The 26,728-nt window shown below is 58.6% G+C and carries 20 protein-coding genes; 9 read left to right on the forward strand and 11 right to left on the reverse strand.

All coding sequences use genetic code 11. The features are described from left to right. The first annotated feature begins 279 nt into the window (after positions 1 to 279). Genes NKI06_RS19350 through NKI06_RS19370 form a run of 5 tightly spaced genes read left to right on the forward strand, consistent with a single transcriptional unit; the run spans position 280 to position 7,909 of the window. Positions 280 to 3,030 carry a non-ribosomal peptide synthetase gene (locus tag NKI06_RS19350; protein WP_023815051.1) on the forward strand — a complete coding sequence of 917 codons (2,751 nt, stop codon included), beginning with the start codon at positions 280 to 282 and terminating at the stop codon, positions 3,028 to 3,030. Then, complete coding sequence (gene nadE, locus NKI06_RS19355) at positions 3,027 to 4,007, forward strand: NAD(+) synthase (RefSeq protein ID WP_352986716.1); 981 nt, start codon at positions 3,027 to 3,029, stop codon at positions 4,005 to 4,007. Before NKI06_RS19350 ends, nadE begins: the two co-directional genes overlap by 4 nt. Positions 4,008 to 4,013: 6 nt before the next feature. Further along, the gene (asnB, locus tag NKI06_RS19360; protein ID WP_023817746.1) at positions 4,014 to 6,041 is read left to right on the forward strand and encodes an asparagine synthase (glutamine-hydrolyzing); all 2,028 of its coding nucleotides are present in this window, start codon (positions 4,014 to 4,016) and stop codon (positions 6,039 to 6,041) included. Beyond that, the gene (locus NKI06_RS19365) at positions 6,031 to 7,587 is read left to right on the forward strand and encodes a class I adenylate-forming enzyme family protein (protein ID WP_023714713.1); all 1,557 of its coding nucleotides are present in this window, start codon (positions 6,031 to 6,033) and stop codon (positions 7,585 to 7,587) included. Before asnB ends, NKI06_RS19365 begins: the two co-directional genes overlap by 11 nt. 55 nt (positions 7,588 to 7,642) lie before the next feature. Further along, entirely contained in the window at positions 7,643 to 7,909 is a 267-nt protein-coding gene (locus NKI06_RS19370) for an acyl carrier protein (RefSeq protein ID WP_023670883.1), read from the forward strand. Between the two features lie 54 nt (positions 7,910 to 7,963). On the opposite strand, the gene NKI06_RS19375 is transcribed toward NKI06_RS19370, so the two are convergent. Beyond that, a complete protein-coding gene (locus NKI06_RS19375) occupies positions 7,964 to 8,656 on the reverse strand; it encodes a N5-glutamine methyltransferase family protein (RefSeq protein WP_023689767.1) in 693 nt (230 codons plus the stop codon). 486 nt (positions 8,657 to 9,142) lie between these two features. Here NKI06_RS19375 and NKI06_RS19380 point away from each other — a divergent pair, with 486 nt between their 5' ends. After that, positions 9,143 to 9,514 carry a response regulator gene (locus tag NKI06_RS19380; RefSeq protein WP_023670881.1) on the forward strand — a complete coding sequence of 124 codons (372 nt, stop codon included), beginning with the start codon at positions 9,143 to 9,145 and terminating at the stop codon, positions 9,512 to 9,514. Positions 9,515 to 9,885: 371 nt separating this feature from the next. Beyond that, positions 9,886 to 10,089 (forward strand): hypothetical protein, encoded by a 204-nt coding sequence (locus NKI06_RS19385; protein WP_155921622.1) that lies wholly within the window; start codon positions 9,886 to 9,888, stop codon positions 10,087 to 10,089. A 173-nt stretch (positions 10,090 to 10,262) separates the two neighbouring features. Here the strand turns inward: NKI06_RS19385 and NKI06_RS19390 are convergent, their stop codons facing one another. The 5 genes from NKI06_RS19390 to NKI06_RS19410 all read right to left on the reverse strand — a co-directional run bounded on the left by NKI06_RS19390 (position 10,263) and on the right by NKI06_RS19410 (position 17,725). Continuing rightward, positions 10,263 to 10,448, reverse strand: a complete 186-nt coding sequence (locus NKI06_RS19390) for a hypothetical protein (protein ID WP_023681021.1) — start codon at positions 10,446 to 10,448, stop codon at positions 10,263 to 10,265. Between the two features lie 1,882 nt (positions 10,449 to 12,330). Beyond that, entirely contained in the window at positions 12,331 to 14,691 is a 2,361-nt protein-coding gene (locus NKI06_RS19395; protein WP_352986699.1) for a hypothetical protein, read from the reverse strand. Positions 14,692 to 16,153: 1,462 nt separating this feature from the next. Beyond that, positions 16,154 to 16,741 (reverse strand): ATP-grasp domain-containing protein, encoded by a 588-nt coding sequence (locus tag NKI06_RS19400; RefSeq protein WP_352986721.1) that lies wholly within the window; start codon positions 16,739 to 16,741, stop codon positions 16,154 to 16,156. Next, positions 16,714 to 17,121: an MvdC/MvdD family ATP grasp protein gene (locus NKI06_RS19405; protein WP_352986719.1), complete on the reverse strand. Its 408-nt coding sequence runs from the start codon at positions 17,119 to 17,121 to the stop codon at positions 16,714 to 16,716. The genes NKI06_RS19400 and NKI06_RS19405 overlap by 28 nt, the downstream gene beginning before the upstream one ends. 94 nt (positions 17,122 to 17,215) lie before the next feature. After that, on the reverse strand, positions 17,216 to 17,725 hold the full coding sequence (locus NKI06_RS19410; protein WP_352986700.1) for a hypothetical protein: 510 nt from the start codon (positions 17,723 to 17,725) through the stop codon (positions 17,216 to 17,218). A gap of 505 nt (positions 17,726 to 18,230) precedes the next feature. On the opposite strand from NKI06_RS19410, the gene NKI06_RS19415 reads away from it, so the two are divergent. Next, positions 18,231 to 19,547, forward strand: coding sequence for a cytochrome P450 (locus tag NKI06_RS19415; protein ID WP_352986702.1), 1,317 nt, complete (start codon positions 18,231 to 18,233; stop codon positions 19,545 to 19,547). Then, entirely contained in the window at positions 19,544 to 20,437 is an 894-nt protein-coding gene (locus tag NKI06_RS19420) for an aminoglycoside 6-adenylyltransferase (RefSeq protein WP_352986704.1), read from the forward strand. Before NKI06_RS19415 ends, NKI06_RS19420 begins: the two co-directional genes overlap by 4 nt. 87 nt (positions 20,438 to 20,524) lie before the next feature. On the opposite strand, the gene NKI06_RS19425 is transcribed toward NKI06_RS19420, so the two are convergent. The 5 genes from NKI06_RS19425 to NKI06_RS19445 all read right to left on the reverse strand — a co-directional run. Beyond that, the gene (locus NKI06_RS19425; RefSeq protein WP_352986706.1) at positions 20,525 to 21,598 is read right to left on the reverse strand and encodes an HAD-IIIC family phosphatase; all 1,074 of its coding nucleotides are present in this window, start codon (positions 21,596 to 21,598) and stop codon (positions 20,525 to 20,527) included. Continuing rightward, positions 21,585 to 22,733 carry an acyl-CoA dehydrogenase family protein gene (locus NKI06_RS19430; protein ID WP_352986707.1) on the reverse strand — a complete coding sequence of 383 codons (1,149 nt, stop codon included), beginning with the start codon at positions 22,731 to 22,733 and terminating at the stop codon, positions 21,585 to 21,587. Before NKI06_RS19430 ends, NKI06_RS19425 begins: the two co-directional genes overlap by 14 nt. Beyond that, positions 22,733 to 23,005: an acyl carrier protein gene (locus tag NKI06_RS19435; RefSeq protein WP_352986709.1), complete on the reverse strand. Its 273-nt coding sequence runs from the start codon at positions 23,003 to 23,005 to the stop codon at positions 22,733 to 22,735. Before NKI06_RS19435 ends, NKI06_RS19430 begins: the two co-directional genes overlap by 1 nt. Continuing rightward, complete coding sequence (locus tag NKI06_RS19440) at positions 22,998 to 23,849, reverse strand: 3-hydroxyacyl-CoA dehydrogenase family protein (RefSeq protein ID WP_352986711.1); 852 nt, start codon at positions 23,847 to 23,849, stop codon at positions 22,998 to 23,000. Before NKI06_RS19440 ends, NKI06_RS19435 begins: the two co-directional genes overlap by 8 nt. Positions 23,850 to 23,857: 8 nt before the next feature. Next, on the reverse strand, positions 23,858 to 26,728 hold a 2,871-nt coding region (locus tag NKI06_RS19445), incomplete at its 5' end, for an SDR family NAD(P)-dependent oxidoreductase (protein WP_352986713.1).

A 26,728-nucleotide genomic window follows, 5' to 3' on the forward strand; every position in this document is an offset into this window, starting at 1 on the left:
ATCACACCAACGTTCATTTGAATGATTGTTCCAGTCAGTGAATCTGGGCACCGAGCCCGGATTCTAGCGGAGATGCCGATCGCTCCGTTCGCCTGGGCAAGCCGTCTTGCGCTCGACGGAGCTTGCAAGGAAAAACGACCGGTGCTGGACACAGATGGCAAAACTTCTGAAGGACGCTCGGGAAGCGCTGGCTAGGCAAGATCGAGGCATCATCCGAATGATTGATGAAAAGATCTCCGCGGCGAGCGATGTTCGACCGTCAGCTTGGCGGGGCCCTGAATGTCCTCAGTGTGTTTGCATTCGGAAGTGGCAAATCAAAACCTACAGGTGGATCTGCGACCCACCCGAAAGTGGTCAGTCGTTCCCGAATATGATCTTGACCAAGGGGGGCCAGTCTGGCGCCGTTACCGACAGATGGGTGCCAAATTTGCGGACACTCCAATCTTCGACCACCTTGGAGATGTCGCCAGGCGGTATCCTGACAAGCTCGCAATCAGCGACGGCGCGAACCGCCTGACTTTTTCTGAGCTTTTCCGGGCGGTCGAGACGCTGGCAACTCATATCGCTGCCGTCGTCCCCGAAGGGCAGGCCATCGGCATCCTGCAAGCAAACTCCGCTTGGTATCCTGTGGCGATGTTGGCGACCATGGCGGCGGGACGGCCTTCGGTCCCGCTCAACACAAGAGATCCCGCCTCTCGCATTTTCGATATAGTCAGTGCCGCGGGGCTCGGCGCGATTATAGGCGCCGAAAATGTTCGCCCGGTCGAATTGGCCCAGGAGATCGTCTGGATCGAAATTGCGGCCGCCGTGGCGTCCAACGATCAACACCCGGAACAGCAGCATAAGCCCCCTATGGTTTCGGTCGATGCGCCCGCATTGGTGCTTTACACTTCGGGCAGCACCGGGCGCCCCAAGGGAATCGTCAACAGCCAACGCAGCCTGCTATGGCGGGTCCGGCAATATGTCGATGCGTGCCATATCAGCGCGGATGACGTTTTCCTGCCGCTGACCGGGCCAGCCACGATCGCCGGTTGCCGGGAGATCTTTGCGGCGCTGCTGACGGGCGCCACGTTGCATCTTCTCGAGGTGGAGGCTGTCGGCCTGCGCGCTACGCGCGCTCGATTGCAGTCCGAAGGTGTGACGATCGCCTATCTTGTGCCGGCACTGCTTCGAGCCCTCCTGGCTGAGGCGCCCGCCGACGCTTCCTGGCCGCTCAGAGTGGCCCGGATCGGTGGGGAGAAAGTGTCATGGATGGACATCGCTTTGCTGCGCAAAGCCGTTTCGGACCAGTGTCTGATCCAGATCGGCTACTCATCGACTGAAACCATCGGTTCGCAATGGTTCTTGCCGCCTGACTGGCCCGAGCAAGACGCGTCGGTTCCCGTCGGCAGGCTGCTCCCTGGTATGACATTCGCTATCGTCGACGAAGCGGAGCGCAATGTAGGGCCAGGCGAAAGTGGAGAGCTTCTGATCAAAAGCCGCTATGTCCTGCTTGGTCATTGGGAGAACGGTGTGGTCGTTCCCGCGCAGCCGGACCCCGACGATCCCGAGGCTCGGCTTTTTTCGACCGGGGACCTCGTTCGGCTCGACGATGATGGCATCTTGAGGATCGTCGGCCGCAAAGGGCGCCAGATCAAGATCAATGGTCGACGCATCGAGCCCGCCGAACTCGAACGGGTCTTGCGTTGCGCGCCTTCGGTGGCGGATGCCGTGGTGATGGTAACGGCCGCGCAGGAACTCATCGCCTTCGCGGTTCCCCAGCGCTTCGCAGGCGGCGCTTTTGCAGACGACCTTCGCCAGCTCCTCAGAATGACCTTGCCGGCACCATTGCGTCCCTTGCGATTGCACCCCGTTGACGCAATCCCACGCCTGTCGGGAGGTAAGGTCGATTTGGCAACACTGGCCGAGATAGATCGTTCGCACGGAAGGAGGGCGCGAGTCGCCCGGTCGTCCACTCTCGATGCTCCGCCCGCCGGAGGAGCAAAGGACACACGTCAAATAGTGCAGCACGCGTGGACGCAGGTTCTCAACACAGGCACTGCCACGGGAAACTGGGATGATGCTGGAGGAGATTCGCTGCAGCTGCTGCACTGCGTGATGGCGATCGAAAACGCCATCGGGCAAGAGCTGGGCCTCGAAGCATTCACCGTCGGCATGAGCTTGGACGAGATGGTTGAGGCGGTCGTCTCTGCACGGTCGGGCGAAGGGCGCGAAAAGAAGCACCACCCCCCGGTTCTTTTCCTGTTTCCAGGGTCCGTTGGCTATGGTCCGAGCCTGGCTGCGTTCGCAGCCGCCATAGGGAAAGTCGCCCGTGTAAACCCGATCCGATATCCGAGCCTTGCGGCGATACTGGACGGACACAACACCCTCAGCGCCATGGCTGGCGCCGCACTCGAGCAGATAAGCCGCATCCAACCTGCGGGCCCCGTGCGACTTCTCGGCCATTCTCTGGGTGGCGCGGTTGCATTCGAGGTTGCCGCACGGCTCATGAAGGCCGGGCGAACGGTGCGGTTCCTGGGCATCCTCGACACGAGCCTTCTGGACGAGCCGAGCAACCATTGGGAGACACTTACCCGTACGTTCTATCGTATTCGCACCAACCGCATATCCGCGCATCGGATGGCTTGCAGAGCCCTTGCGAAGATCACCGTCGCCGTGGGCGGCGAAGCGCGTCTGGCCAGGATTCTGGACAGATTTGCCAATGGAGAGTTCAACCCGACGATCTTCAGGACCAAACTGGAACTGCAGGAGGTTTTAAGGGCGAAGTCATTCTTCCAATGGCTTGAGGCACCGAAACCGGCTCTGCCCCTCTCCGGTACCTTGTTCCGATGTCGCAGGGAGGGAATGCCGCGGGCCTTGGGCTGGGACAGCGTCTTGGCACACCTGGACGTCATTTCGATCACGGGCAGCCACATCGACCTTGTCGTCGAACCAAACCTTGCCACCAACCGTCCGCTTATCGAGACGGCCATCGTGCAGACCTATTCCCCCGCCGAATCTCGCAAAAGGGAGGACTTGTCATCGACATAATTCCGGAATTCAGCAAGGACATGCTGACGCTCGATGCCCGCGCGGAGGTCGATCGCATCGTTGACACCTTGCGCACTCAGGTTCTCGGCACCCTGCATCGTCGCGGCGTGGTTGTCGGTCTTTCCGGCGGTATCGACAGCTCCGTCGTCGCGACCTTGTGCATGCGCGCGTTCGGGAAAGACAAGGTCCTGGGACTGTTCATGCCGGAGCGGGATTCTTCCGGCGACTCCCTGAGACTTGGCCGCCGCGTCGCGGCACAGCTTGGCATTGAAAGCGTCCTTGAGGACATAGCACCGGCACTGGAGGCCATTGGGGCCTACCGCCGGCAGATCGATGCGATCCAGACCGTCGTTCCCGACTATGGGGAAGGGTGGAAATGCAAGCTGGTGATCGCGTCGGTTCTGGAGAGCAGCGGGCTCAATATAACCCGCCTCACGGTCCAGGATCCGCAGGGTAAAGTAGATACCGTGCGTCTGCCGCCAGCTGCCTATCTGCAGATCGTTGCTGCGACAAACTACAAGCAGCGCCTGCGCAAGATGACGGAATACTATCACGCCGACCGCCTCAAATACGCGGTTGTCGGCACTCCAAATCGCCTCGAGTACGACCAGGGCTTTTTTGTCAAGCAGGGCGACGGAGCCGCCGACGTGATGCCGATCGTTCACCTTTACAAAACCCAGGTTTATCAACTCGCGGAATATCTCGAGGTGGATGATGAAATCCGGCGGCGGCCACCGACCACCGACACTTTTTCCATGGCCCAAAGCCAGGAAGAATTCTATTTCGCGCTGCCCTATCACCTGATGGATCTATGCCTCTACGGCCTGAACCACGGGGTCGCCAGCAATGAGCTCGCGGCGGTTGCTGGCCTCACCGAGCCCGAGCTTCAGAAAGTGTTCAAGGACATCGAAGCGAAACGAAGGGCGGCCCACTATCTTCACGCGCGGCCTTTGCTGTCCGCGGAAGGCGGAGATTGACCGAGCATGTGCGGCATCGCTGGAATCGTGGCGCTGAATGCCACAGCGGCTTCTCCTTCGCGGCAGGCGCTGATGCAGATGATGGGCGCGCTGGCGCATCGCGGTCCCGACGGGCGCGGTCTCTACCGGGACAGACGCGCGGGGCTGGCGCATGTGCGCCTGTCCATCGTCGATCTTTCCAGTGGCCAGCAGCCGATGGCGGATACAGGCGATACGACGTGGATCGTGTTCAACGGCGAGATATTCAACTACGTCGAATTGCGTGAAAAACTCACGGCACTCGGCCACCGCTTCCGAACGCGCAGCGACACGGAGGTCGCGCTGCACGCCTATCGTGAGTGGGGAGAAACGGCCTTCGAGCGGATGAACGGCCAATGGGCAATTGCGATCTGGGATTCAGTGGCCAATCGTCTCGTATTGTCGCGCGACCGCTTCGGCATTTGCCCGCTGTATTTCAGCGAGCATGCGCACCGGCTTTATTTCGCCAGCGAAGTGAAAGCCATTTTCGCGGCCGATCGAACCATCCCTCGCGCCTTTGATCCCGCCGGCATCGATCAGACGTTCACGCTCTGGACGGTCGTTCCGCCGCAAGGAGTTTTCCACGGAATCAACGAACTCGAGCCGGGTCGTGTCCGCATCTATCAGGATGGCACCGTTCGTGAGCGGATTTTTTGGCAGCCTTCCTATCCCGACAATTTCGGATCGCGGCAGGGCGAGTTCCCCGGGTCCTCCAACGACGCGGTGGACCGCGTGTCTAGCGCTCTTGAGGCCGCGACGGCGCTCAGAATGGTGCGCGCCGACGTGCCTGTCGGGTGCTACCTCTCCGGAGGGCTGGACAGTTCGCTTGTGGCCGCGCTCGCGAGGCGCTTCGCGGGCGATCGCTTCCAAACCTTCTCCTTGCGTTTTGCCGACGCCGAATATGACGAGACCCGCTTCCAGCGAATGGTTGCCGAGACGATCGGCAGTGAGCACCATGAAGTGGTCGTTTCGCGCAGAGATATCGCCGGAATCTTTCCGGAGGTAATCCAACACACCGAGCGCCCGATACTGAGGACTGCCCCGGCGCCGCTCTTCCTGCTCTCGCGCCTGGTGCGCGAGCGTGGCATCAAGGTCGTGCTGACCGGCGAAGGCGCTGACGAAATGTTCGCCGGCTACGACCTGTTCCGCGAAGGCAAGGTCCGCCGCTTCTGGGGGCGCCACCCGACATCGACACGCCGCTCTCGGCTCCTGGAACGCCTTTACCCCTATCTCACCCGCTCGCCGGTGCAACAGCAGGCGATGGCGCGTCAGTTCTTCGGGCGAAATATTCAGGCTTACGACGCGCCGGGCTTTGCTCATGAAACGCGCTGGCAAACCACCAGGGCCATCAAGCGCTTGTTTACGACCGACATGCGCGCTCAAACGCAGGGCCGCGACGCCGTGTCCGAGTTGCTCGCCCGTCTGCCCGCGCAGTTTGCCCGTTGGGGCCCTCTTGCGCAGGACCAGTATCTCGAGGTCCAAACACTGATGTCGGGCTATCTGCTCTCCTCGCAAGGCGACAGGATGCTGATGGCTCACTCCGTCGAGGGTCGCTTCCCGTTCCTGGACGATGAACTTGTGAGGCTCGCGAATTCGCTGCCGCCCTCCTTCAAACTCCGCGGCCTCGATGAGAAGCACGTGCTGAAGCGCATGGCGGCACCCATCCTGCCCTCCGAGATCATAGCCCGCAAGAAGCAGCCCTTCCGTGCGCCCAACGCGCTTTGCTTCGTCGGCGCAGACGCTCCGGATTACGCTCGCGAGGCGGTTTCGCAGACGGCCCTGCGCGAGGCGAATGTCTTCGATCCAAAGGCGGTCACGCACCTGCTTGCCAAATGCCAGGCCAGAACTGGCGATGGCGACCTGTCCAATGCCGACAACATGGCGCTGGTCGGCGTGTTGTCGACCCAACTTCTTCATCAGCAGTTCGTCGCGGGTTGTCCCAGTGCAACGCTCGAATGCACGCTCAGCGTCGACGTCGACTGCGAACATCGGGAAGAGCGCCTGTATGTTGCATGATGCCGTACCACTGCTGCATGACTACCTCGCCCATTCCGCCGTCCGACACGGAAGTAAGGTGGCGCTGGTGTGCAACAGGCAGCGTGTCACCTACCTCGAACTCGAAACGCGAGCCAACGCGATCGCCTGGGGCCTGTCCGCATCCGGAGTCGTTCGCGGTGACCGCGTGATGATCTTCGCCGACAACACCGTCGAGACGGTGGTTAGCTTCTGGGCGGTGCTAAAGGCGAATGCGGTGGTGTGCATCGTCAACCCGCTCACCAAGAGCGACAAGCTCGATTATCTGCTCAACGACTGCCGGCCGACGGCGCTCATCACGGACGGCCATCTGCAAGCGATCTTCCGCGAGCCGGCGCGCGGCTGCCCGTCACTTCTGCGGGTGATCGTATCGGGACCTATCGACGACGTCGAACTCGCCCAGCTGCCGTTTGCCGTGCGCTGGGACGCCGCCCTCGCCAATGGCGCGGATACGCCGCCGGCACGGCAGTGCATCGATGTTGATCTGGCAGCCATCATCTACACGTCCGGGTCGACGGGCGAACCCAAGGGCGTGATGCTGACGCACAGAAACATGATGGCCGCGTGCGCGTCTGTCGCTTCCTACCTGGCGATTGCCGAGGACGAGGTGATCCTCAATGTCCTACCCCTCGCCTTCGATTATGGACTGTACCAGATGATCATGGCTTTTCGTACCGGCGCCCGGCTGGTGCTCGAACGCTCGTTCGCTTTCCCGGCACAGATCCTCGGGTTGATCAGGCAGGAGGGAGTTACGGGCTTTCCCGGCGTGCCCACAATCTTTGCCGCACTCTCCGAACTCAGGTCCCTCAAAGACCAGGATTTCTCGAGCATCCGCTACGTCACAAACACTGCGGCAGCCCTACCCCTCAAGCATATTTTCATGCTTCGCGAGCTGTTTTCGGGTGCACGCATCTATTCGATGTACGGTCTCACCGAATGCAAACGTTGCACCTATTTGCCGCCAGAGGACCTCGAGCGAAAGCCATTGAGCGTAGGGATCGCAATCCCGAATACGGAGATGTGGATCGTTGACGAGCATGACAGGCGGATAGGCCCAGGCGTTGTCGGCCAACTCGTCATTCGCGGCGCAACGGTGATGAACGGGTATTGGGGCAAGCCCGAGGCAACGGCCAGGAAACTCAAACCCGGCCCGCTGCCCGGCGAGCAGGTCCTATACACCGGCGACTACTGCCGGATGGATACGGAGGGTTACCTCTACTTCGTTGGCCGTGGGGATGAGATCATAAAGTCGCGAGGCGAGAAGGTGGCGCCAAGGGAAGTGGAAAATGTACTGATGGACATTCCAGGAGTCCGAGAAGCGGCTGTCATAGGTGTTCCCGACGAGCTCCTCGGGCAAGCGGTGAAAGCTTTTGTGGTGATGGAGCATGGAAGAGCCATTGGCGAAAGGGAACTGCAGAAGGAGTGCCAGAAGCGTCTGGAAAACTTCATGGTCCCGAAATCCATCGTCGTTGTGGCGAACCTGCCGATGACGGACACGGGAAAACTCAAGAAAACGGCGCTGTCATGATACGGGGCCAGAACCAAGTCGCTGATTTAATGGTGACGCCACGGAGGACGAATTCATGTTGACCATCAAGGAACGCACCGGAATCTACAGCGAGCAGATTCGTAGTTTCTTGGTTTCGAATTTCTACGTCAGCGACGTCAAGGCATTGCTGGATGACGCATCCTTGCTCGATCAAGGCATTGTCGACTCGACGGGTGTGCTTGAGATTATCGGCTTCATCGAGGAGACCTTTGGCATTACCGTCGAGGATAGCGAACTTCTGCCTGAAAACCTCGATTCCATCCAGGGGATCGAGCAATACATCATCCGCAAAATGAACTGATGGGTAAGCGTAACGCCCAGAGCAGCCCCGTATTTGGTCTGATTGTCGCAGGATTCATGCCTGCGTCTTGACTTGCCCCAGAACCACCCGGCCCTCGCCCGCTTCGTTCGAGACCGAACGGATGTTCTCGAATGCCTTGCTGCGTTCCAGCAGACCCGCTACCTGTCGGTCTTGGCCAAGCCCGACCTCGAAGAGCAGGATGCCGCCACGCCGCAGGTATCGCGGTGCGTCTTTCAGTACGCGCATATGAATGCTCAGGCCGTAAGGGCCGGCTGCAAACGCCTCGCGCGGCTCAAGCTCGATCAGATGGGCGCGGTCGCCCTCGAGCCGCTTTTCAGAAATGTAAGGCGGATTGCAGACGATTACGTCGATAGTTCCGTCTAACCCAAGGCCGATGAGAGAGTCGAACAAGTCGCCCTGAAGCACCGAAAGACGCTCAGCCATGCCGTGATGTGAGGTGTTGCGGCGTGCCGTTTCGACGCATTCATCGGTGAGATCGCTTGCCCAGACAAGGGCGCTGGGCACATGGTAGGCGATCGCGCACGCCAGATTCCCAGTGCCGCAGCACATATCAACTATGCGCGGAGCCGGCAGGTTCATCTGATGCAACACACCAAGCGCGGTCTTGCCGAGCAACTCGGTCTCAGGTCTGGGGACGAGCGCACCGGGCGAAACCAGCAGTTCAAGTCCCATGAACATGGCGCGGCCGGCGCCATAGGCATCAGCTACACTGAACTCTTTGCTCATCGCCGACCCCATCGCTTGATCTCCCCAGTATAGATCTGCGGCGCTCATGCGCCAGCCAAACCTGCTCCGAAATCATGAATTCTCAAGCCTTTCCTTCGAAAAACTGCAGGCACAAACTCGGTGCATCGCACTTCTGACGCTCATTGACCGATTGCAATCTCAGGTCGCCAAAGATGGAGAGAGAGGTGCTGCTCATGCTTTGAAGAGCCAATGGCGCGGTACGGCGGCTTTTAGATTTTGTGGATCGTGGAGAGGGGTAAACGCCTATCCAACTCTGATGGAGCGGAGGCGCGGACCGCAGCTCCATTGACGCGCTAATCTTCGGCTCCGGTAATTCAGCAAGTGGTCGGTGGAAGCGCCTCGGCTCCAGCATCAGCCTCACCTTGCTGCATGGAGAGGTTACCTATAGGTTTGCGGACATGTCGAAACAACTGTCCGAAGGTCTCGGATCGACATCTCATTTCCGGTCAATCGCAGAGAGGGGCCGTGAGCGAAAGCGTGAGTGTTCTGATTGTTGAGGATCAATGGCTAGTCGCGCAGGACACTGCCGCGCGGCTGCGTCGCGCCGGTTATCAGGTGGTCGGACCTGTGCCGTCGGTATCCGCCGCTCTGCGTCTTGTCGAATCGGACAAGATTGACGTGGCGTTGCTAGACATCCAGCTGAACGGTGAAACGGGTCTGCCGGTGGCGAGGATATTGCAGGCGCGAGGCATCCCCTTTGCCTTCTTGTCGGGATTTGGCCCCGCCGACGTTCCCGCGGCTTTCCGCGACTGCAGATTCCTGCCGAAGCCGGCAACCGATGCTGTCATCCTTGCTGCTGTCAGCGAGTTGGCGTCCCTGCGCACAGCTTCGCGCTGACATTCGCTCCGCCGCATTATTACCGGAGTTGCGCCCTGGCGACCTGGTAGGCCGGACGAGGTCAGTCTCACAAAGGGCAACATTGGCGCTTTGGCTATGAGGACGGCGGACTACGACCGGCGAGGACGGAAATTCAGCGTTCAAAAAGCATCCGCCGGGGTTCCACTTCTCGGCCTGTTGGCGGCGATTTGGACTTAGGTCCGATCCCGGTCGCCAGAGGTCGGATTGCGGAACATCTGCCAAGGACCCACGTTCGGGGTTTGAGCACGGAGGTGCCGGCCGATCTCGAAGCGCAAGTTTCACGGGCAACTGTTGGGGAGTGTCGTAGTGCCGATTTCAAACGATATGGGGGACGAGTACCTGGAACTGGAATGTCCAAACTGTTCTCATGTCATCATAAAAAAGGGATCGTGGTTGAAGGTGATATCCAACTTCAACTGCACCCAATGCCATGCAAAAATCAGAATTGGTTATATGACCAAGCTCGCGCTTTTCGAGAAAAAAAGGCAAAGCATGAACCCGGCTGCGCAGTGAGCGTCCTGGCGGCCCGACAGTCGTTTGGGGTGGTGCGTTGAACCGTCGGGCCTGACCGGCCCGATGGCGGGGGAGCCAGGCCGGCTGGGTGAATCGTATACATTAGATCGTGCTTATCAAGCCCAAATACGCGGCGCGACATCGCCTGGTGACGCAACGGTGAACCCCGCGCCCGTATACGCGCTAGCAGGAACGTCGGCGGTCAACATGCCGCTCATTCGTAGAGAGTGCGAACAGCTTCATCAAACAACTCCACCTCGGCTTCAACCTTTTCAGCCGCTTTATCGACCTTGTCGAAACGCTTCAGCATTCGATTGTGGAGCATGGACAAGCGTGCCGCATGGTAGACCACGCTGCGCTTGTAACCTTCAGAGTCGAGTGGTTCGAACAACATTGTCATGGCAGAAATCCTCAATGTTTTTCGTCCTGCAATCCTTCCCTAGTAAACCGCCAGTTAACTCTTTCGTTCCGCTGGTGATGCGAAGGCGCCCGAATGAATAACTCGTTGCGCTGTCTCCAGACTGCACGAGCGTGCTTCGTCTGTCTGAGGTTGGGCCCCAAGGCTTGCGCTTGCCTCGCCTGTTCGGCTCATGCTGCGTCAGTCACGACATCGACGGCCAGCTTCAGTTCAATCGCTTTGGGCGTGAGTTGAATACCGGCGCTGCCAAAAATTGCCGAATGATCATCCTGCTGTGGTGGGACCGCCGAACCCGTCAGGAGCGACGAACCGAGCCGGCTTGGATAGTCGCCCCGCCGCAAGGACGCGAGCGATCGAAGATCACGTCGGCAGGTGCTCTGCCCTCTCTAGGAAGCCGGCGCCGCGCGCACTTACTGAAAAAACCCAAACAGAATAAGAGCGAGAAAGGCAAACAGCAGCGCTGCAGCCGCTAGCAACACACCTTTGTTGGAGCCGCGCCGAGGTTGAGGGTCAGGCACGAGTTTTTTCCGGTTTGGGAGTTCATTCATTGGACATTAATTTGCGGCTGCAAATTAGGTTCCGCTCATGCTTGAATGCCTACAATGCCGCCCCACAGCGCCCTACAGGCGCACGACCTTCGCTAGCCCTAGGCGTATCCGCTGGCCTTCTGCAAAGGACAACGCGAACGATTCCTGATTGAATGACCTGGCAATTTCCTGATCTTTCTCAACCACGCGGACGAACCATTCGTCGCAGGTTTCTGTCACTTCGACGCAAGGCACGGCCTTGCGGAATGGAACCACGTATCCATCACAGCCGACCTACGAGCAATGGCAACATCGGTCTTGTAAGGCCACCGAATTCGGGATTTCAATAAAAAAGTCGGTACGTGATCATGTAATTTACGGGATCAAGTAATTAGTGAGCAGCGGATCGCATTTGAAGTCCGCTAACGATCACCTATGTGCTCACCGAAGCATTGGGGCTCGGCTGACACGGTGATTTTGAACGCCTACGGCAATTCCTTCTCGGAGAGGTCGCTGACCGGCATGATGGCGCACTGAACCAAGATGGCGGGCATGGGGCCCGGCTGCACGCTGCATGGACTTCGGAAGACGCTGGGGAAGTACCTGGCCAAGGAGGGCGCGACCTCGAAACAATCGGCAGGCATTCTCGGCCACGACGACCTGGACCACGTAGAGCTTTACAGCAAGGACGGAGCAGGAGCGGCTCGCCGTGGATGGCATGGCGAAGCTTCTGAAGCGGTTTGTGTAACCGACTGTCTAGCTAGGTTGTCTACCCTCGACGCAAAGCCTTGTGCACCAAGGCGACTGGTGGGCCCGGAGGATGTTTGGAAAAGAAGCAAAATCAAGCAGTTAGGAACTAGTGGGACAGCAAAAGCATTCCAATCTTCTCCAATGTTTTTCGATGTTCTTGTCCCACCTACAACGCTGCATTTCGCCCGATGATCGCCTCACTCGCCCTATCTCGCGAAGAAGGATCCGTGACGGTGTTTCAGTCTCTCATTGGAAAGTCACGGTAGCACCATTAACGCCGTTCTTCGATGAGCAAGGAGCGTCTCGATTGGGGCCGGTACCGGTCGGCCCGCTTTGGGCTGGAGTAAAAGCAGCCTTCTCGTCGGCGTCGCCCGAAACCGCCACTCCGTTTCCACCTCTTATCGACCATCATCGATGATCAGCAGCGACGGCCGCTTCCGGCCAAAGAGCAGTCTGCCAGACTGGCCGGGATGAGGCGCAAAGCTGCCGTTGTCTCGGGGAAATCGGGTCCCCGTTTATTCAGGCAATCCGCTCATGGATCGCGAGATGGCTTTCGGTGTGAAATTAGTCTTTCACACAAATGCTCATTACGCGGCCTGCCACACTTGGTTCAAGATCCGCGCAGCGAGCGCGGCCTTATCTTGCGGCAAAAAGCGACCGTAGTGGTGCGCGACCATGTCGGGCGTGTCCTGGATCGCGTAACTTGCCTGCTCATATGAACCGGTCTGTTTCAGGATATGCGTCGCCAGCACGTCGCGAACATTGTGCGGGCCGTGAGGGAGGAGACCGGGGACAGCCCCGCGTTCAGTATATGGATTGTAAATGCCATATCGCTGAATGATCAGGCGCCATGCCTCGTAGAACGTGTTTCGATCGTATGCGGCGTCCTTGCTGGTCGCCTTCACCGTTTTGATAAAGAAGGTGCCGGGGTCTTCCGCTCCTCCAAGCAGCACTCGGCGGTGCCGATCGATATATGCTTCGATATGCTCGTATAAACCGCCCAGGTTCGGCAGGACCAGCCGAAATGGTTTGCTTCCGAAAAAGGATGAGTTCGCGTTCTTGAATGCGACTGAAGGAATCAGCACCTCCCAGCCCTTTTCGCGTTCGCTCCAGCGGAGTTCGCCGCGCTTCATGTCGGCAAGCTGCCGCTCAGACCGCGGCAGTCTCCCGCGTTCACTGACCATCAGCTGACGCAGGTTCTTCTGCCGCAACCCAAGATGCAGCCCGAACCGAAGCATCAGGAACGAGCGGACTGCCTCGGCCGCAGGACGGCGATGAATGCGTTCATCTGGCATGAGCCGGAGAACCTCTTCAGTGATCTTTCGATACTCGCCCACTGGGCTATCGGCCTCCAGCACAGGCATGATTGGTTCAAAAGGATCACGATGCACACGTGCGATCCGCTGAATCTCCTTCACGCGGGAAGAGGCATGCTTGAAGTAGACATCGCACGCGTCCTCCCAATCGCTGCGGGCGCGATCAATGTCGGCCTGTGAAACTAGCCCGTTGATCGGGCGGATTCGCGACGCCAGATGAGGTTGCTGCCTGAGCCAGCCCGTCTCCTTGCGAGTGAGCGCGAGCGAAATTCGCAGCATATCTATCTCCCATGAAGTGTAGAACCCGCGTCGCCTCTCGCGCCATTGCACGTACCAGTCCCAGACGGAGGGGAAGACGAGCAGGCCGAAAGTCAAGTGCTGCGTCGGCACGCCGTAGCCGCGTACTGGTCCGCTCGGATGCGCGGCCAACGCTCCGAACATCAAACCGAGATGCTCAACCTTCTGCGATGCCGTCTCCTCGCCCCAGACACCGTTGCGCTGTAGACCGAACGCAGTGAGTGTCGCGGTCTTAAAGCGGATCAGATCCGCCATTTCCATGGCAAGCGCAGGCGGGGCGTCTATGACGCCGGACATCAGGTCGGGGTCGGTGTACAGAGCACTAGCGTCATCCTGGTGCTGACGCCGAACTCGGTAGCGGTCATTTACGGCGTCTGACTGACCATATGTGATACCTGGGAAACGGATGGCGTAACGCTGTTTCAATGCAGCAGCCTGGAATCTCCGGTAGTCTGTTGACCCGCTGATGATTACACGCCGGACCCATTCCAGGATCTCTTCCTGTTCCTCTGGGCGCCGTGTGTTAAAGTCGTCGGGTAAATGCCACGCAAGCCGACGGCGTTCAGCCGGGCCGATGTCATCAAGGATGTGGCCGGAAGCGGAACGTGTCTGAAGCGGGAGTTTCGCTTGGAAATATCCCGCCGAAAGACGGTACCGACGCTCGATCCGAGCCAGCACCTCCATGCTCGCCACGCTGCGAGGCGATTTTGATCCCTGCAGCCAATGGCGAATTGTGGAGCGGTCGAGGCTCTCGTCGTCTCGGACAACAGCTCGATGAAGATGCCAATAGCTGTCTCCATGGCGGCGCATCTGGAAAGCCAGCGCCGCCTGAAAGGTGGGTGGGTCAATACCTTCCTCGAAAAGAGGCTCCGGGAACTCTTCGGTGCCGCGCGGTTTGATGCCGGGCTTCTGCCGGTCTACAGCAACGCCGCGCGCCGGTCGATCGAGCCTGCTCTCGCCCCTAGGTGTGGACGCTCTCGGTGCTGCCTTCTGGCGACGGCCTCGGACGGGATCCTTCGGTTTGGCACCGCGGCAGTCACCGACAGTCGCCCCCTTCGGCGAAGTTTTCGTGTTTCGAACGATTGCATCCAATGCCGGCTCGATTGTCGTCCGGGCAGATCGCATCGCGTTCTCGTCCAGGCCGCACTGAACGCCAATTTCTTGCCAATCATAGCCGCGGAGTTTGCGAGGTGGGGTTTGTGCGGTGGAGATGAGGTTGAGCAGATAGTCTCTAATGCGCGTGCTTTCTTGAGGAGGGAGCACAGGGTCAACGCGGAGACGGCAGAAGTCAGAGATCTTACGGGAGAGCAGTCTGGTAGTCGTATTTTCAGTCATGCAGGAGGCTATGTGGTTTGTTAGCGACGGCAGTGAAAGAGTGCGCGCACATACCCCGATTCTTAGCGCTTGGGAGGTACAAAGCGCTTAAATCGACGAGGTGTCGATCTCCGCAACGCGATACCGCCGTAGCCAATCGGTCCGTTCGTGCGGGCTACCGGATTACGCTCGACGAACCGCACGATGACGGCTTGCGCATTTCGTTGCCGCACCCACCGCCAACCCGCCTTTCCAGCGTTGAAACGCCTGGACTATATTTGGCTGCAAGAACCTGACTGACGAGCACGAGGACAACAGAACATAAGGGCAGGCAATCTCCCCTCCCCTCGCACGACGATCCTGTCACCGGGGGCTACCTACCGACTTGCCACGATCGGTGGAGGCGCGACGGGCGGACAGGAGATGGTACCTGATTCTCATCAAGACTAGACTCAATCCGGCCTCGATCTTCGCCTGCGCTGTCCCCCGATGGGGCGGCCCAAGGACCTGGGAAATTGACGAGATCCGGTTTTCCCCACGAGCAGGCGATCTAATCTCCACGATAGGGTTTAGGCCCCGGTCCATCTGACCCATGCCCTGACTGCCCGCGTCGACAAAGCGATAGCAAACTTCCGGAACCGCCATCCTTCCTCGACTTGCCGCAGGATGAAAGCAATCGCCGCCTCCGAAACTTCGACCCGCTCACGGAATCCTCTCTCCCGAAACCGGGATCACAAGCGGAAAAATCCGGTTCAGAACGCTCCAAATCCGGAAGGCAGGTCATAGCATTTGTCAAGTTTTCCGTGTAGCGTTGTCGCTGGGCACCTCAACAACTGTTTCTGTAATGGCTGTGGCGTTCGCACAAAGATCATGCGAAGTGACGAGAGGGTTTATGATTACGATAACAGATCTTGACAATAATCCAGTGGAGATCGAAGAGGGTCTTATCGCCCTAGTGGCAGGTCCGTACTCAAACGACGTCCACCCTCACACCTATATCTACGCAACCAGGCCTTTCCTTACTGTGACCACGGAGTCCCCTGACGCGCTTGTTGCACGCCTTGGCAAAGTTCCGCCTATGGCTACTTTAACGCGACCGAACAATACTCCAGTTTGGATAGATGGACATTTTTCCACCTCCGTCACAAACCCAGTCAAAGGTGTTTATCCAGCTAGCGTCAAAGCTGTGATATATCTTGGTAACCTAGGTCCGTTTTTCCAACAGGCGGTCAAGGAAACTGTGGCGACCGCGTCGGCTGCTATAAATGCCGCGGGCGGCAACATATAGGGATGAATACACAGATTGGTGGTAGGGAGTTTTTTTGGCACGTTGGTCTGATATAACGCTGACTTTCCGATTATTCCTAAATTGTTGAACGTGCTTGACCCTTAAAAAATCTGTTTCGTACATTTGTTTTCAAATACCAAGGCTATCAAATATTGATCTATTGATCAGCTATCGATAAGTCCCAATCATAAGCATTTATTTTTGCACATTCTCTTGAAGAAGCGAATCGGCGATCGCAGCTGAGATTTTTTGCCCGGTTGCCTTCTCGATAAACAGAAACTGCCCAGCCGGATTTATTTCTAAAAAGACAAATTGGCCGTCCGGGGTTAGGCGCATATCAATGGCACCGTAGACCAAGCCCAGATTGTGCATGAGCTTTTGCAGGCGCTCTCCGATTTCCAGGGGAAGCTCGAACGGTTCGTACTTCGCCTCGAGGTTCATTCGAACATCCTGCGGATAAGCCGCCTCCCGAACGTCAGTACTCGCTGCGAAGCAGGCATCGCCGACCATTGTCACTCGCAAATCGGCCACTGCAGGCACGTACCTTTGAAAAATCGTTGGGGTGCAATCGACTGAAGCGGCATGCGCCTCATCCTCTTTGGTCAATCGCCTCGTCTCGCGCCATGTACTTCCCATGGCAATAAACTGCTTGTGGACAATTTCGCCCCGATGGCGACTCCAGAACACGCGCGCCTTCTCGGAGTCGTTTGTCATAAGCGTCTCGGGAATCTGCAGTCCGAGCCGCTGCGCGAGCGTCAATTGATACGGTTTGTGAGCCGCCATCGCGTCACGGACGGGGATGTTGATCCACCGGGCGGGAATAGATTGCCAAGACCGAAAAAGGCAGTGTTTGCTTCTGACAGGGCAAATTGTCGATGAACGCGAGACATCTGCGAAGGCATGCTGAACTGCTGCGGACGACGCCACCACACAGCGCTAACATCATTCAAGTCAAGAGATCCGCCACTCCGGCGCCTTAGCTGATACCGAAGCTCGCCGTTCTGAAACTCCATGGAAAGCGCGACTCGGGTTGAGAATTCCGCGAGATCGAGCAGCACAACTTTCGCACGCCGCGCTCTCAGCGCCTCCATCACGGCATGGGCGTGAAGATCGGCAGGTTCAGACAAGATCAAAATAGTCATAGAACTCCCAGCAGTTTCCATAGCAAGCACAAAAAAAGCGCCGCCGGAAGTCACTACCCGCCAATCGGTCTCGCCTAAACGTCAGAACGAGATAAAGGTCGCCAGGATCCAAACTCTAACGGAAGGCCTGCAGGATGTTGAGCACGTGAGACGGCGCTTGGCGAGGCGTCGCTAGTGCGAATGGCACAGTAGAACCTAAGTGCGCATTCCATGCCTCCTGATCCGGACCATCCGGCTCATCAGGTTTGTGATCGGGCTCAGCAGGTTTTTGATCGGGCTCGTAAGGTTGTGTTGGGTCCGAATCGTAAGTGTCTCCTATTGGATCCTTACGGGGCTTGCCAAGCGCATCCCACCCCAAAGGTAAGAACCTTCCTCCCTCCTGCGACTGAGATGGGTCGACATCGACCCTTACGATCGTGTGCCCTAAAGAAGAAGCCAGTACGAGATAGGATTTGACCGATGAAATATCCAAGGTCAAAATTCGCCCGTTACCCAGCGTAAGACAAAATTTGGCTGGATCGCGTTCCTTCCAAAGAACACCGGTCAGCGTCACGATTTCCGGTTCAGGCTGGACGGACGCTTGTTTCACGAGATCGGCAAATGCAGCTTGTTCAGAGTTTGTCATTTTTTCCTGCCTCTAGCTGTCGAACCCCTGCATTGGAAAATTTGTTATCACTGATATACTACACCAAGTACACATTGCTCTCCATACCAAAATGGAATTCAACCATTCTGTCAGTGACGTTTAAAACGTTGACGGTTCGAGAGCAGCCTCCTGCAAAGACCTGTGATTTACGCCCTCGAGCTAGCAAACGCGCCGCACGGCTTTGCAGGCGTGGGCGCGCTCGAAGACGAGGGGCGATAGCGATTTAGGCTCAACAGTAGGCGGAACCGGGGCGTCGCTGGCCATACGCGCCTTCCGGTCCCCTCGAATGCGTCGAAACCACCGTCGTTCAGCTCTACATTGCTCGATCCCTAAGCTGACGCTATCTCCAACAAACTTTGTCCCCCTACACTCTGCAGATGGCGACGCATGCCTCGGGTTCGTTCGATTGCTTTTGTGTCCGAGCCGAGTGTGCTAGCGTTGCTAAATGCATCGATTTTGCCTTCGGGCATGGAGGCTTGACGACTTGGGTGAATCGGTCCGCTCGCTCGACAGTCTTCCAACGATCACGGTGGGTGCAGATTTTGCAATTCACCGCGGCGCGATTCTGGCGCAGGCGGAGCGCGAGCATGGCCCGATTTTTCATGTCCTTGACCATCTAAATCGGAAGTGGTTGTACCTCGTCGGTCCCGAAGCAAATCGGATGGTGATGCTGACCCATCATCATGATCTGTCGCATGGTGAAGGGTGGGAACGACTCACGGGCGCAATTCAGACACTTGGCGAGGGACTGTTGTTTCTCGACGGTGAGGCTCACCGCCTAATCCGCACGGCCGTATCGCCGGCTTTTTCTGGAAGCGCTATCGGAGATGTGGCCGGAACGATCAATCAAATCATCGAAAAGCACGTCGAATCGTGGCGCGGCCGCGTCTCAGTGGACCTCTACGAGGAGGTCTATCGCATCACGTTCGAACTCTCTGCGGTGGTCCTGGTCGGTCTCAAAGAAGAGCGATCCATCAAAGACCTTATGCGCCTCTTCCACGAGCTCGTGTCGCTAGACCTACGTGGGACCGAGGAAACACGGTCACCCATTTCAAACGTCAGGGCTCGGCGCAACGAGATCCGGGGCGAATTGATCGATCTCCTCCGCACTGTGGCGAACCGGAAGCAACTCGGAACTGGCAGTACGCCCTTGGACCTCATAGCCGCGTCAAGCGACGTGGATGGCGTAGCGATCTCGGACGAAGCGTTGGTTGCGCATGCGAACGCCTTCTTGATTGCTGGCCACGTCACGACTAGTAGCCTCTGCGCCTTCTTGCTGTACCAGATCGCTTCGGATCAGACCCTTCAGGAGCGCGTCGCGGCAGAGGTCAGCCGGATGCTGGAACCGTCGGGCTGCTTCAACCACCGTCAGATCAATGGTTCCCCTCTGATCACCGACCTCATTAAGGAAGCCCAACGTCTGTTTCCGCCAGTTTCGGAGCTGCCGAGGGTTGCAACGGCCGACCTCACATTCTTTGGCTACCTGATCCCGAAAGGGACAACGCTCCTCTGTTCAGTGTCCGGCACGCACATGAGCGCGAAGGTCTTCCGGGATCCCGAGAGGTTCGATCATACGCGCTTTGCGGAGCCTCAGTCGGAGCCATGGTCGCTTGTCGGTTTCTCGGGTGGGCCGCGCCGCTGCATCGGCGCGAATATGGCGATCACCGAAGTCGGCCTCATCATCGCGCACGTCTTGAACCGCTACGCCCTTGAGCCAAAAAACGAGAGCGAACCGGTCCCGGTGTACAGTCCATTTCTCGCGCCTTGGGGAGGCATCGCTGTTCGCCTATCGGACCGATGAGCGAGGCAGTCCGTATTCTGTCGCGCCTGACCACACTCGCTGAAGCACATCCTGCCATTCGCGGCATGTTGCTGATTGGATCCCACGCGCGACGCGATACGCCGGCCGATCGTTCGTCTGACATCGATATTGTGGTTATAACGACCGATCCCCCCACCTACCTTGCGGATGATTGGCTGAATGACTTGGCACCGGCAATCCTCAGCATCGTCGAGAAGGCCGCTGTCGGCGAGGCTAAGGAACGTCGACTTCTCCTCGGCTCGGGCCAGGATCTGGATATTGTTCCGATATCCTTGGAACAGTTTCAGTCGGCCCTAGTGTCGGGCAAAATTGGCGAAGTCCATGACATTCTCGCGCGGGGGATGCGATGGCTCGTCGACAAGGACGGGCTCGCGTCGAGACTGCCGAAAATGAACGAAAGCCGGCCCAGTATTCCGACCGCTGGCGACCTAGATGATGTGGTGCAGGACTTTTGGTTCCACGCCGTATGGACAGCCAAGAAGCTGCGGCGAGGCGAAATCTGGGTCGCGATGGGATGTTGCGACGGTTACCTTAAGAAGTTGTTGCTTCGAGCTATCGAGTGGCATGCGAGAACACTCTATGGATTGGACCACGACACATGGTTTCGTGGCCGCTTTGTCGAGCGCTGGGCGAGCCCTGCGGTGGTTGATCGGTTGGCGACGGTCTATGCCACTTACGACCAAGCAAGCCTTGAAAGCGCACTCTTGAGAACGACCGAATTGTTTGACGACCTCGCCGAGGACATTGCCCAAAATCTCTCGCTCCCGCTGCCCGTGAACAAGTCCCGTCAGGCAAAAGCAATAATGATGAAAATTCTGGCCGGGGAACGCCTCGATGCGCCGGGCGATGCTCACCTTAGTGCACCCTGATGGATCGCGAGCGAGGAAGAGACGCAGTCGTCGTCGCAGGGTCCAGTCTTCAAGAGATGCCGGCTGGCATCACCCGGCGTGAGCTACCTACCGTCCTCCGGTGGACGGCCACGGGTTGACGACTAGGCGGAGGTGCGCAGGAGGGTCGTTGATCTCGGTCAAGGAATGCTCGAGCAGACCGGGTTCATCCGTCGCTTCCCGGAAGCCGGCAAATCGGAAGGTGATTAACATGATCCGGTTCTGCGGCGTACGGACAAAATGGGCTCCGAAGCCGACGCCAGCATGCCGCGCCTCGCGCATAATGTATTCTAGCAGGATCGTTCCCACTCCGCGCGACATGACGCGGCACGACATTAGCAAGAGTTTCAGGGTCCAGCGGGTCTTGCCCGTCTCGACAAGCGCAAGGCCGATCCGGCCGTAGGAGCCGTACTTGTCTTCGAGGCTGGCAATCAGCAGCCGATGGTTGTCCGACTGCGCGATCGCCGCCAATTGCTCTCGCGAATAGGTCCGACCCGTCGAGTTCAACTGATTCGTGCGGACAGTCAGTTCCTGGGCGCGATCGAGGTCGTCCTCGCTCGCAGGCGAGATCGTCATCACCATCCCTAACGTAGCCAGAAACTCCACCGGTGACCCTTCGAATGCCGCCTCGCTCGACTGCCGGGTGTGTTCAACTTGGTAGCGTCGGCGACGCTCGCGCGACTCATCGGTGATGGGCAGATTCGTGAGGCCGAGAACGGAGACGAGCTCCGACGCCTTGTCCGCGTCGTAACACCGGACGTCCGGTAGAATTTGAAAGACTTCGTCACGCTCGACAGATTGATCATCCACAAACGCGAACGCGTTGAGCGACAGATTCACCTCATTGGCGATATCTCGGATGGAACTCGACTTGTTGCCCCAGTTGATCTTGGGTGCGACGAAGAACGAAGCGACGTCGAGGCGTTCGAGCGCGCTGATCGCAGCAGCGTGCTCGTTACGGCTTGCGATCGAATTTAAAATTCCGCGCGCATCCAACGCGATAATCGTCTCCCGCACGCCGGGGCGAAGAGTGACATCATCGCCTTCGGAAAGGACGCCATCCCAAACTGTGTTGTCGAGGTCCCAGACGACACATTTGACTTGGCTTTCGCGCGTCTTGATCCGGTCGTCAAAGCGATGCATAGCGCAACCTTGTCACGAGTTGTTGCTGAATCTGCGTGCTCCCCTCGATAATCTCGAGGATCTTGGCGTCCCGGTAGTGTCGCTGTGCGGGATGATCGGATGAACACCCACGCGCTCCGAAAATCTGCACGGCGGAACTGGCAACAGCCGCTGCCATCGATGCGGCAAAGTATTTTGCGGCGGCCGTTTCCCAAAGAGCTTGGGGATCCTTCGTTTCCCTCAAGCGTCCTGCGTGGAGGCAGAGCAGCGACGCGGCACGGACACCGACAATCATATCGGCCAGCAGCGCACTGACGAGTTGATGGTCGCGCAACAGCTTTCCCCCTTGGCTGCGCGTCTCGGCATAGTCCATGGATTGCTCAAGGCACGCACGTCCGATGCCAACGGCTCCCCAGGCGACTGTATAGCGGCCGAAATCGAGCGCAGTCGCGATTACGCCTCCTACGGTGAGGCCGGTTGCGCCGATCCGTTGGCTACGTGGCACGGCGCAGTCACGAAAGTTCAGATTGCCGAGCATGGCCCCGCGCAATCCAAGCATCGCCGAGACCGGTTCAACATCCAAGCCGGGTGTATCCCGTTCGACGAGGAGCGCGACATCCTCGCCCTCGCATTTGGCCAGAACAAGGAACACTTTTGCGAGTTGCCCGCCCGTCACCCAGAGCTTCCGCCCGGTGAGGCGATAGTATGAACCACCGTCGACTGCTGCAGCCCCGATTGCGGTTACGTCGCTCCCCGCCCCGTCTTCGGTCAGCGCGAAGGCGGCAATAGCATCGCCGTGCGCGAGACTGACACACCAGCGCGCGCGTTGTTCTGCGCTCCCCCATCGATTAAGGGCTTCGCACACCATGCCATGCACAGTGAGGATGCTTCGAACGGCGCTGCTCGCTTGCCCGAGCGCCTCGTGATAAAGCCCGATCGCAATCGGCCCGAGCGCCAGCCCACCCTGAGCGTCGCTGAGATTCATCCCAAATAGCCCGGCGCGTTGCAGCTCGCCGATGACCTCGGGAGCCATCTCGTCGTCGCGAGCGATCGCCGCGCCATGAGGTGCGACTGCGCACTCGGCAAACGCGCAAGCAGCGGCGTGGATGTCTCGATCGGACACTGTCAGGCCCAAGGCATCGGAGGCGACCTGCATCAGCCGGCCCCTCGCTGCTTGCTCTCAATAAACGACGCCATCGCTAAAATACTGCTAAAATTCTCCAGCACTAAGTCTTCGTCCTCGATGGGTACGCGAAAATGACTTTCTATGAACGTGACGAGTTGGAGCGCAAAAAGGGAATTAAGCAGACCGGACGCAAAAATATCATCTGATATGCCGAACTCTGCATTGCGAACGTGCTTGGACAAGAATGTACTGATCGCTTCGATTTTTTCGGCGCGTTCCGGCGTTTCTCGGTAGCTATTCATACTTAAAGAAACCCCTGCCAGATTTTCTGCCCAAATAACCGTCTCGCACCATTGTGCGAAGCAATGGGCAGGCGTCAAATTTTTGATCATGAGTGAGATCCACAAGCACATCGAGCGTCGCAAGAATGGTATCGAGCCCGATCAGGTCCGCCGTCTCCAATGGACCCATAGGATGGCCGAAACACTCCCTGAATATCTTGTCGACGTTGTGCGCATCTGAAACCCCGTCTTCGACTACACGCATGGATTCGTTGACCGTGAGCATCAGCACACGATTGGACACGAAGCCCGGGCCGTCGCCGACGACCACGGCTTGCTTGCCGATCCGCTCGAGTACAGCCAACGTTTGCCGCAGCGTATCGTCGCCTGTGAGCGCCCCCCTGATCACCTCGACGGTTCGCTTCTTGGCAACCGGATTCATGAAGTGAACCCCGATTACCAGTTCCGGGCGCCGAGTGGCTGCGGCAACGTGGGCGACCGGAACCGCTGACGTGTTGACTGCCAAGATGCAGCCGGCTGGGCAGATTCGGTCCAACTCGCCGAATATCTCCAATTTCAAAGCTCGGTCTTCGAATACGTTCTCCACAACGTAGTCGACAGAAGACAATGCAGATAAGTTGGTAGTGACATGAATTCTCCCCAAGACATCGCCGACATTTTCCGGGGTATCGGTTGGATTGGTGAGCCGCATCGCACGGAGGCTGTTCCGTATCCGGTGCAGCGCGTTCTCCAATTGAGCTAGGCCCACATCGATTAGGACAACCTTCAGCCCGGCTGCAGCGAATGATTCGGCCACGCCGGCGCCGATCGTGCCCGCGCCCACCACTCCGACGGTCGATAGCATTCCGGGCACTAGCGGATACTCCCTGTGGTTGCCAGCAAAGATTCCGCCTCTTCCTCAGTCAAGCTTTCAATGGATTGTAGAAGTGCTTCCTCAATCCAAACAGCCTGATGCAAAATCGTTGGCGCGTCGAAGATGACGGTCAGAGGAACGTCCACCTTGAACAACCGTCGCAAGCGAGAAACCAGCTTTACCGCCATCAGGGAATGGCCGCCTAGTTCGAGGAAATTATCGTTTCGGCCGATCGTCGAAATACCGAAGATGTCATGCCAAATCATGGCGATCTCCTTTTCCACATCCGTTTGCGGCGCCTCATAGTCCGTCGGCAGTGATGGACGTTCGCAACGCAGGGAAGCGTCAGCGTTGCGCTCCATCCGGACCCACTGTTCCATTCGCGCGCCGAGATCGCCGGTCGATACGATCACATTGGCCGGCAGATACGTGAGGACACGTTGGAAAATCTCGATTCCCTCGTTGGGATCCATCTTCAGATCGGCAATGGTTCTGCCGAGCACGCCGTCCGTCTGGCCCAAATTCCACGTGTCCCAATTCACTGAGGTCCATCGCGGGCCGGACCCGCGACATTGGGCGGCTGCGAATGCGTCGAGAGCTGCGTTAGCCGCCGAATATCCAACGAAGCCCAGCCCTCCGAGGACCGCCGCCAGGGACGAAAAAAGCATGACGAACTCGGGGGAATGCTGGGATGCAAGATCGAGAATACCCTGCAAGGCTTGAACCTTGACGTGAAAATGCCGTTCGCAGCTTTCCCGCGAAATTTCGCGAAGCGGCCGGAAATCCTCAGAACGTGAGTTGCCAGCCGTGTGTAGGATGCCGTTCAAGCCGCCGAAGTGCGCGACAGCCGGACCGACTGTCTCGCGCATCCCCACACGGTCGGAAACGTCCATCGTGATTGGTACGACCTTCGCACCAAGGGCTTCGAGCTCGCGCAGATGCCGTATCTGATCCTGGACAATGAGGTCGGATGACGAATCCGCGCCCTGCGGCGTTTGGTGTCCGACCAGGATCAAACGGGCTCCGTACTCCTTCGCCAAGTGGCGCGAAAGCACCCTCGCAACCTTGCCAAAGCCGCCGGTGATCATATAGACGCCACTCTGCCGGATCAGCCCATCCCCTGACTTGTTGCGCGCCAACGGAAGGGGGTCCAGCCTCTGGCGCCAGCGTTCGGCCTTCCGGAATGCCGTTGGCAGCGGCGACGGTGCTGCAACCAACTCATCGAGGAGCCAATCGTTGAGTTTTTCCGGCGACGCGAGCCGCTCTGTTGCCGCGACATCTAGATATCCCGTCGCAACGCTCAGATTTTCTTGCGCGATCACCCGTGCTGCGCCAAACAGTGCTGCCGACGAAAGGTTGCCTCCGCCTTGTCCGTTCAGTGCGAAAGCGTCAGTGCCGACGAGCCGTAGACTAACCTCGGTGCCGATGAAGCTTCGGTCCAAGGCCTTCGCCAAGGCAACGAGCGTATGAAATCCTCGGAACGATGGCTCGTTGCGGTCGCCCACAGAACCATCGTCGCAGAAGAACACGATGCTGATAGGACGCGGCTTGACTCCGGCGAAAAACGCCAGCCACGCGTCGGTGCTATCCATCGCGAGTCTAACATCGCTATGCCCGAGTTCCGCCGATGCGGCAACGTCGATCGCCCAGGTGGCCGCAGCGCCCGAACGGCGCAGCCCAGCCATCAGCCGTTTTCCAGCGTCGCCACCTTCCACAACGAGCCACGGTCCTTTGGCGGCTAGCGTGCTGCGGTCAACGACGAGGGGCGCCGGATCGCGGACCCAACTTGGTTGGTATGTCCATTCGCTTGGATCGATCTTTTTGCCGGGCAAAGGCTCTGGGCCGCGTGCCTTCGCGTTGAATTCCCAGCGTCCCTCGCGCGCCTCGACCCAGTGTCGCTGATGCTCGAACGAATACCCCGGCAACGACACCCGGTTCCGACCGCGCGGGTGACATTGGGACCATTCAATCGTTGCGCCAGCAAGCCAGAGCCGACCTAGGCTTCCGAGCACGTGCGCGAGAGGCGGACCCTTTATTTCAATGTTTGGCCAGACGGGCACAGCCGTCAGGTCGGCGGGTGCCTGAGGGTGACGTCGCAGCAAAGCCGAGAGTCCCGGACCGGGGCCTAACTCAACGACGACGTAGCTGTCGGACCGGAGCATTACATCGGCCGCCTCTTGGAATCGGACGCAGTCGTGCAAGGGGCGAATCCAGTGGTCTGGCCCAGGCGTTCCCAAGAGACCGCCAACGGCGCACGAGTACACTGCAATGGAAGGCGCCCGGCCGACGAGCGCGTGTGCGGGGGCCGTCAGGTGCGACGTGGCGAGGGCGAAGCGCGGGCTATGGAATGCATGCCGGACGTTCAGCCGACGGCAAATAATGCCGGCGCTTTCTAGTCGCGCCTCAGTACTCCGTGCAGCGTCTTCCGGCCCGCTCAGGATGATCGCTTGATCCGCGTTCACCGCAGCGATCGTCAGATCGTTGAGGAACGGCTGGAGATCCCGCTCTGTCGCGGCGACCGCCAACATCGCGCCGCGCTCTACACCCTCGAGGCCACGGCCCACCGCGCAGCAAAAATCCAAACCCGCCTCGAGCGACAACGTCTCTGCCACTGTGGCGGCAACGTATTCGCCCAAGCTGTAGCCGAGTACGGCAGCCGGACGGACACCCCAGGCGATTAGCATGGACGCCATCGCGTACTGGGTCGCGAACATTAGGGGAAGGTCAATGCTGAACGGAGGTGGAGGCGCCTGTGGCGACACAAACGCCCGAAGGTCCTCGCCGGTGTTGGCGCTGATGATGTCTGCGCAGCGGTCGAATGGAGTGCGGAAGGCGGGCTCGCTGCGATAGAGGTCGCCCGCCATACCAGG

Source organism: Mesorhizobium sp. M0772 (genome assembly GCF_040320135.1).
GTDB lineage: Bacteria > Pseudomonadota > Alphaproteobacteria > Rhizobiales > Rhizobiaceae > Mesorhizobium.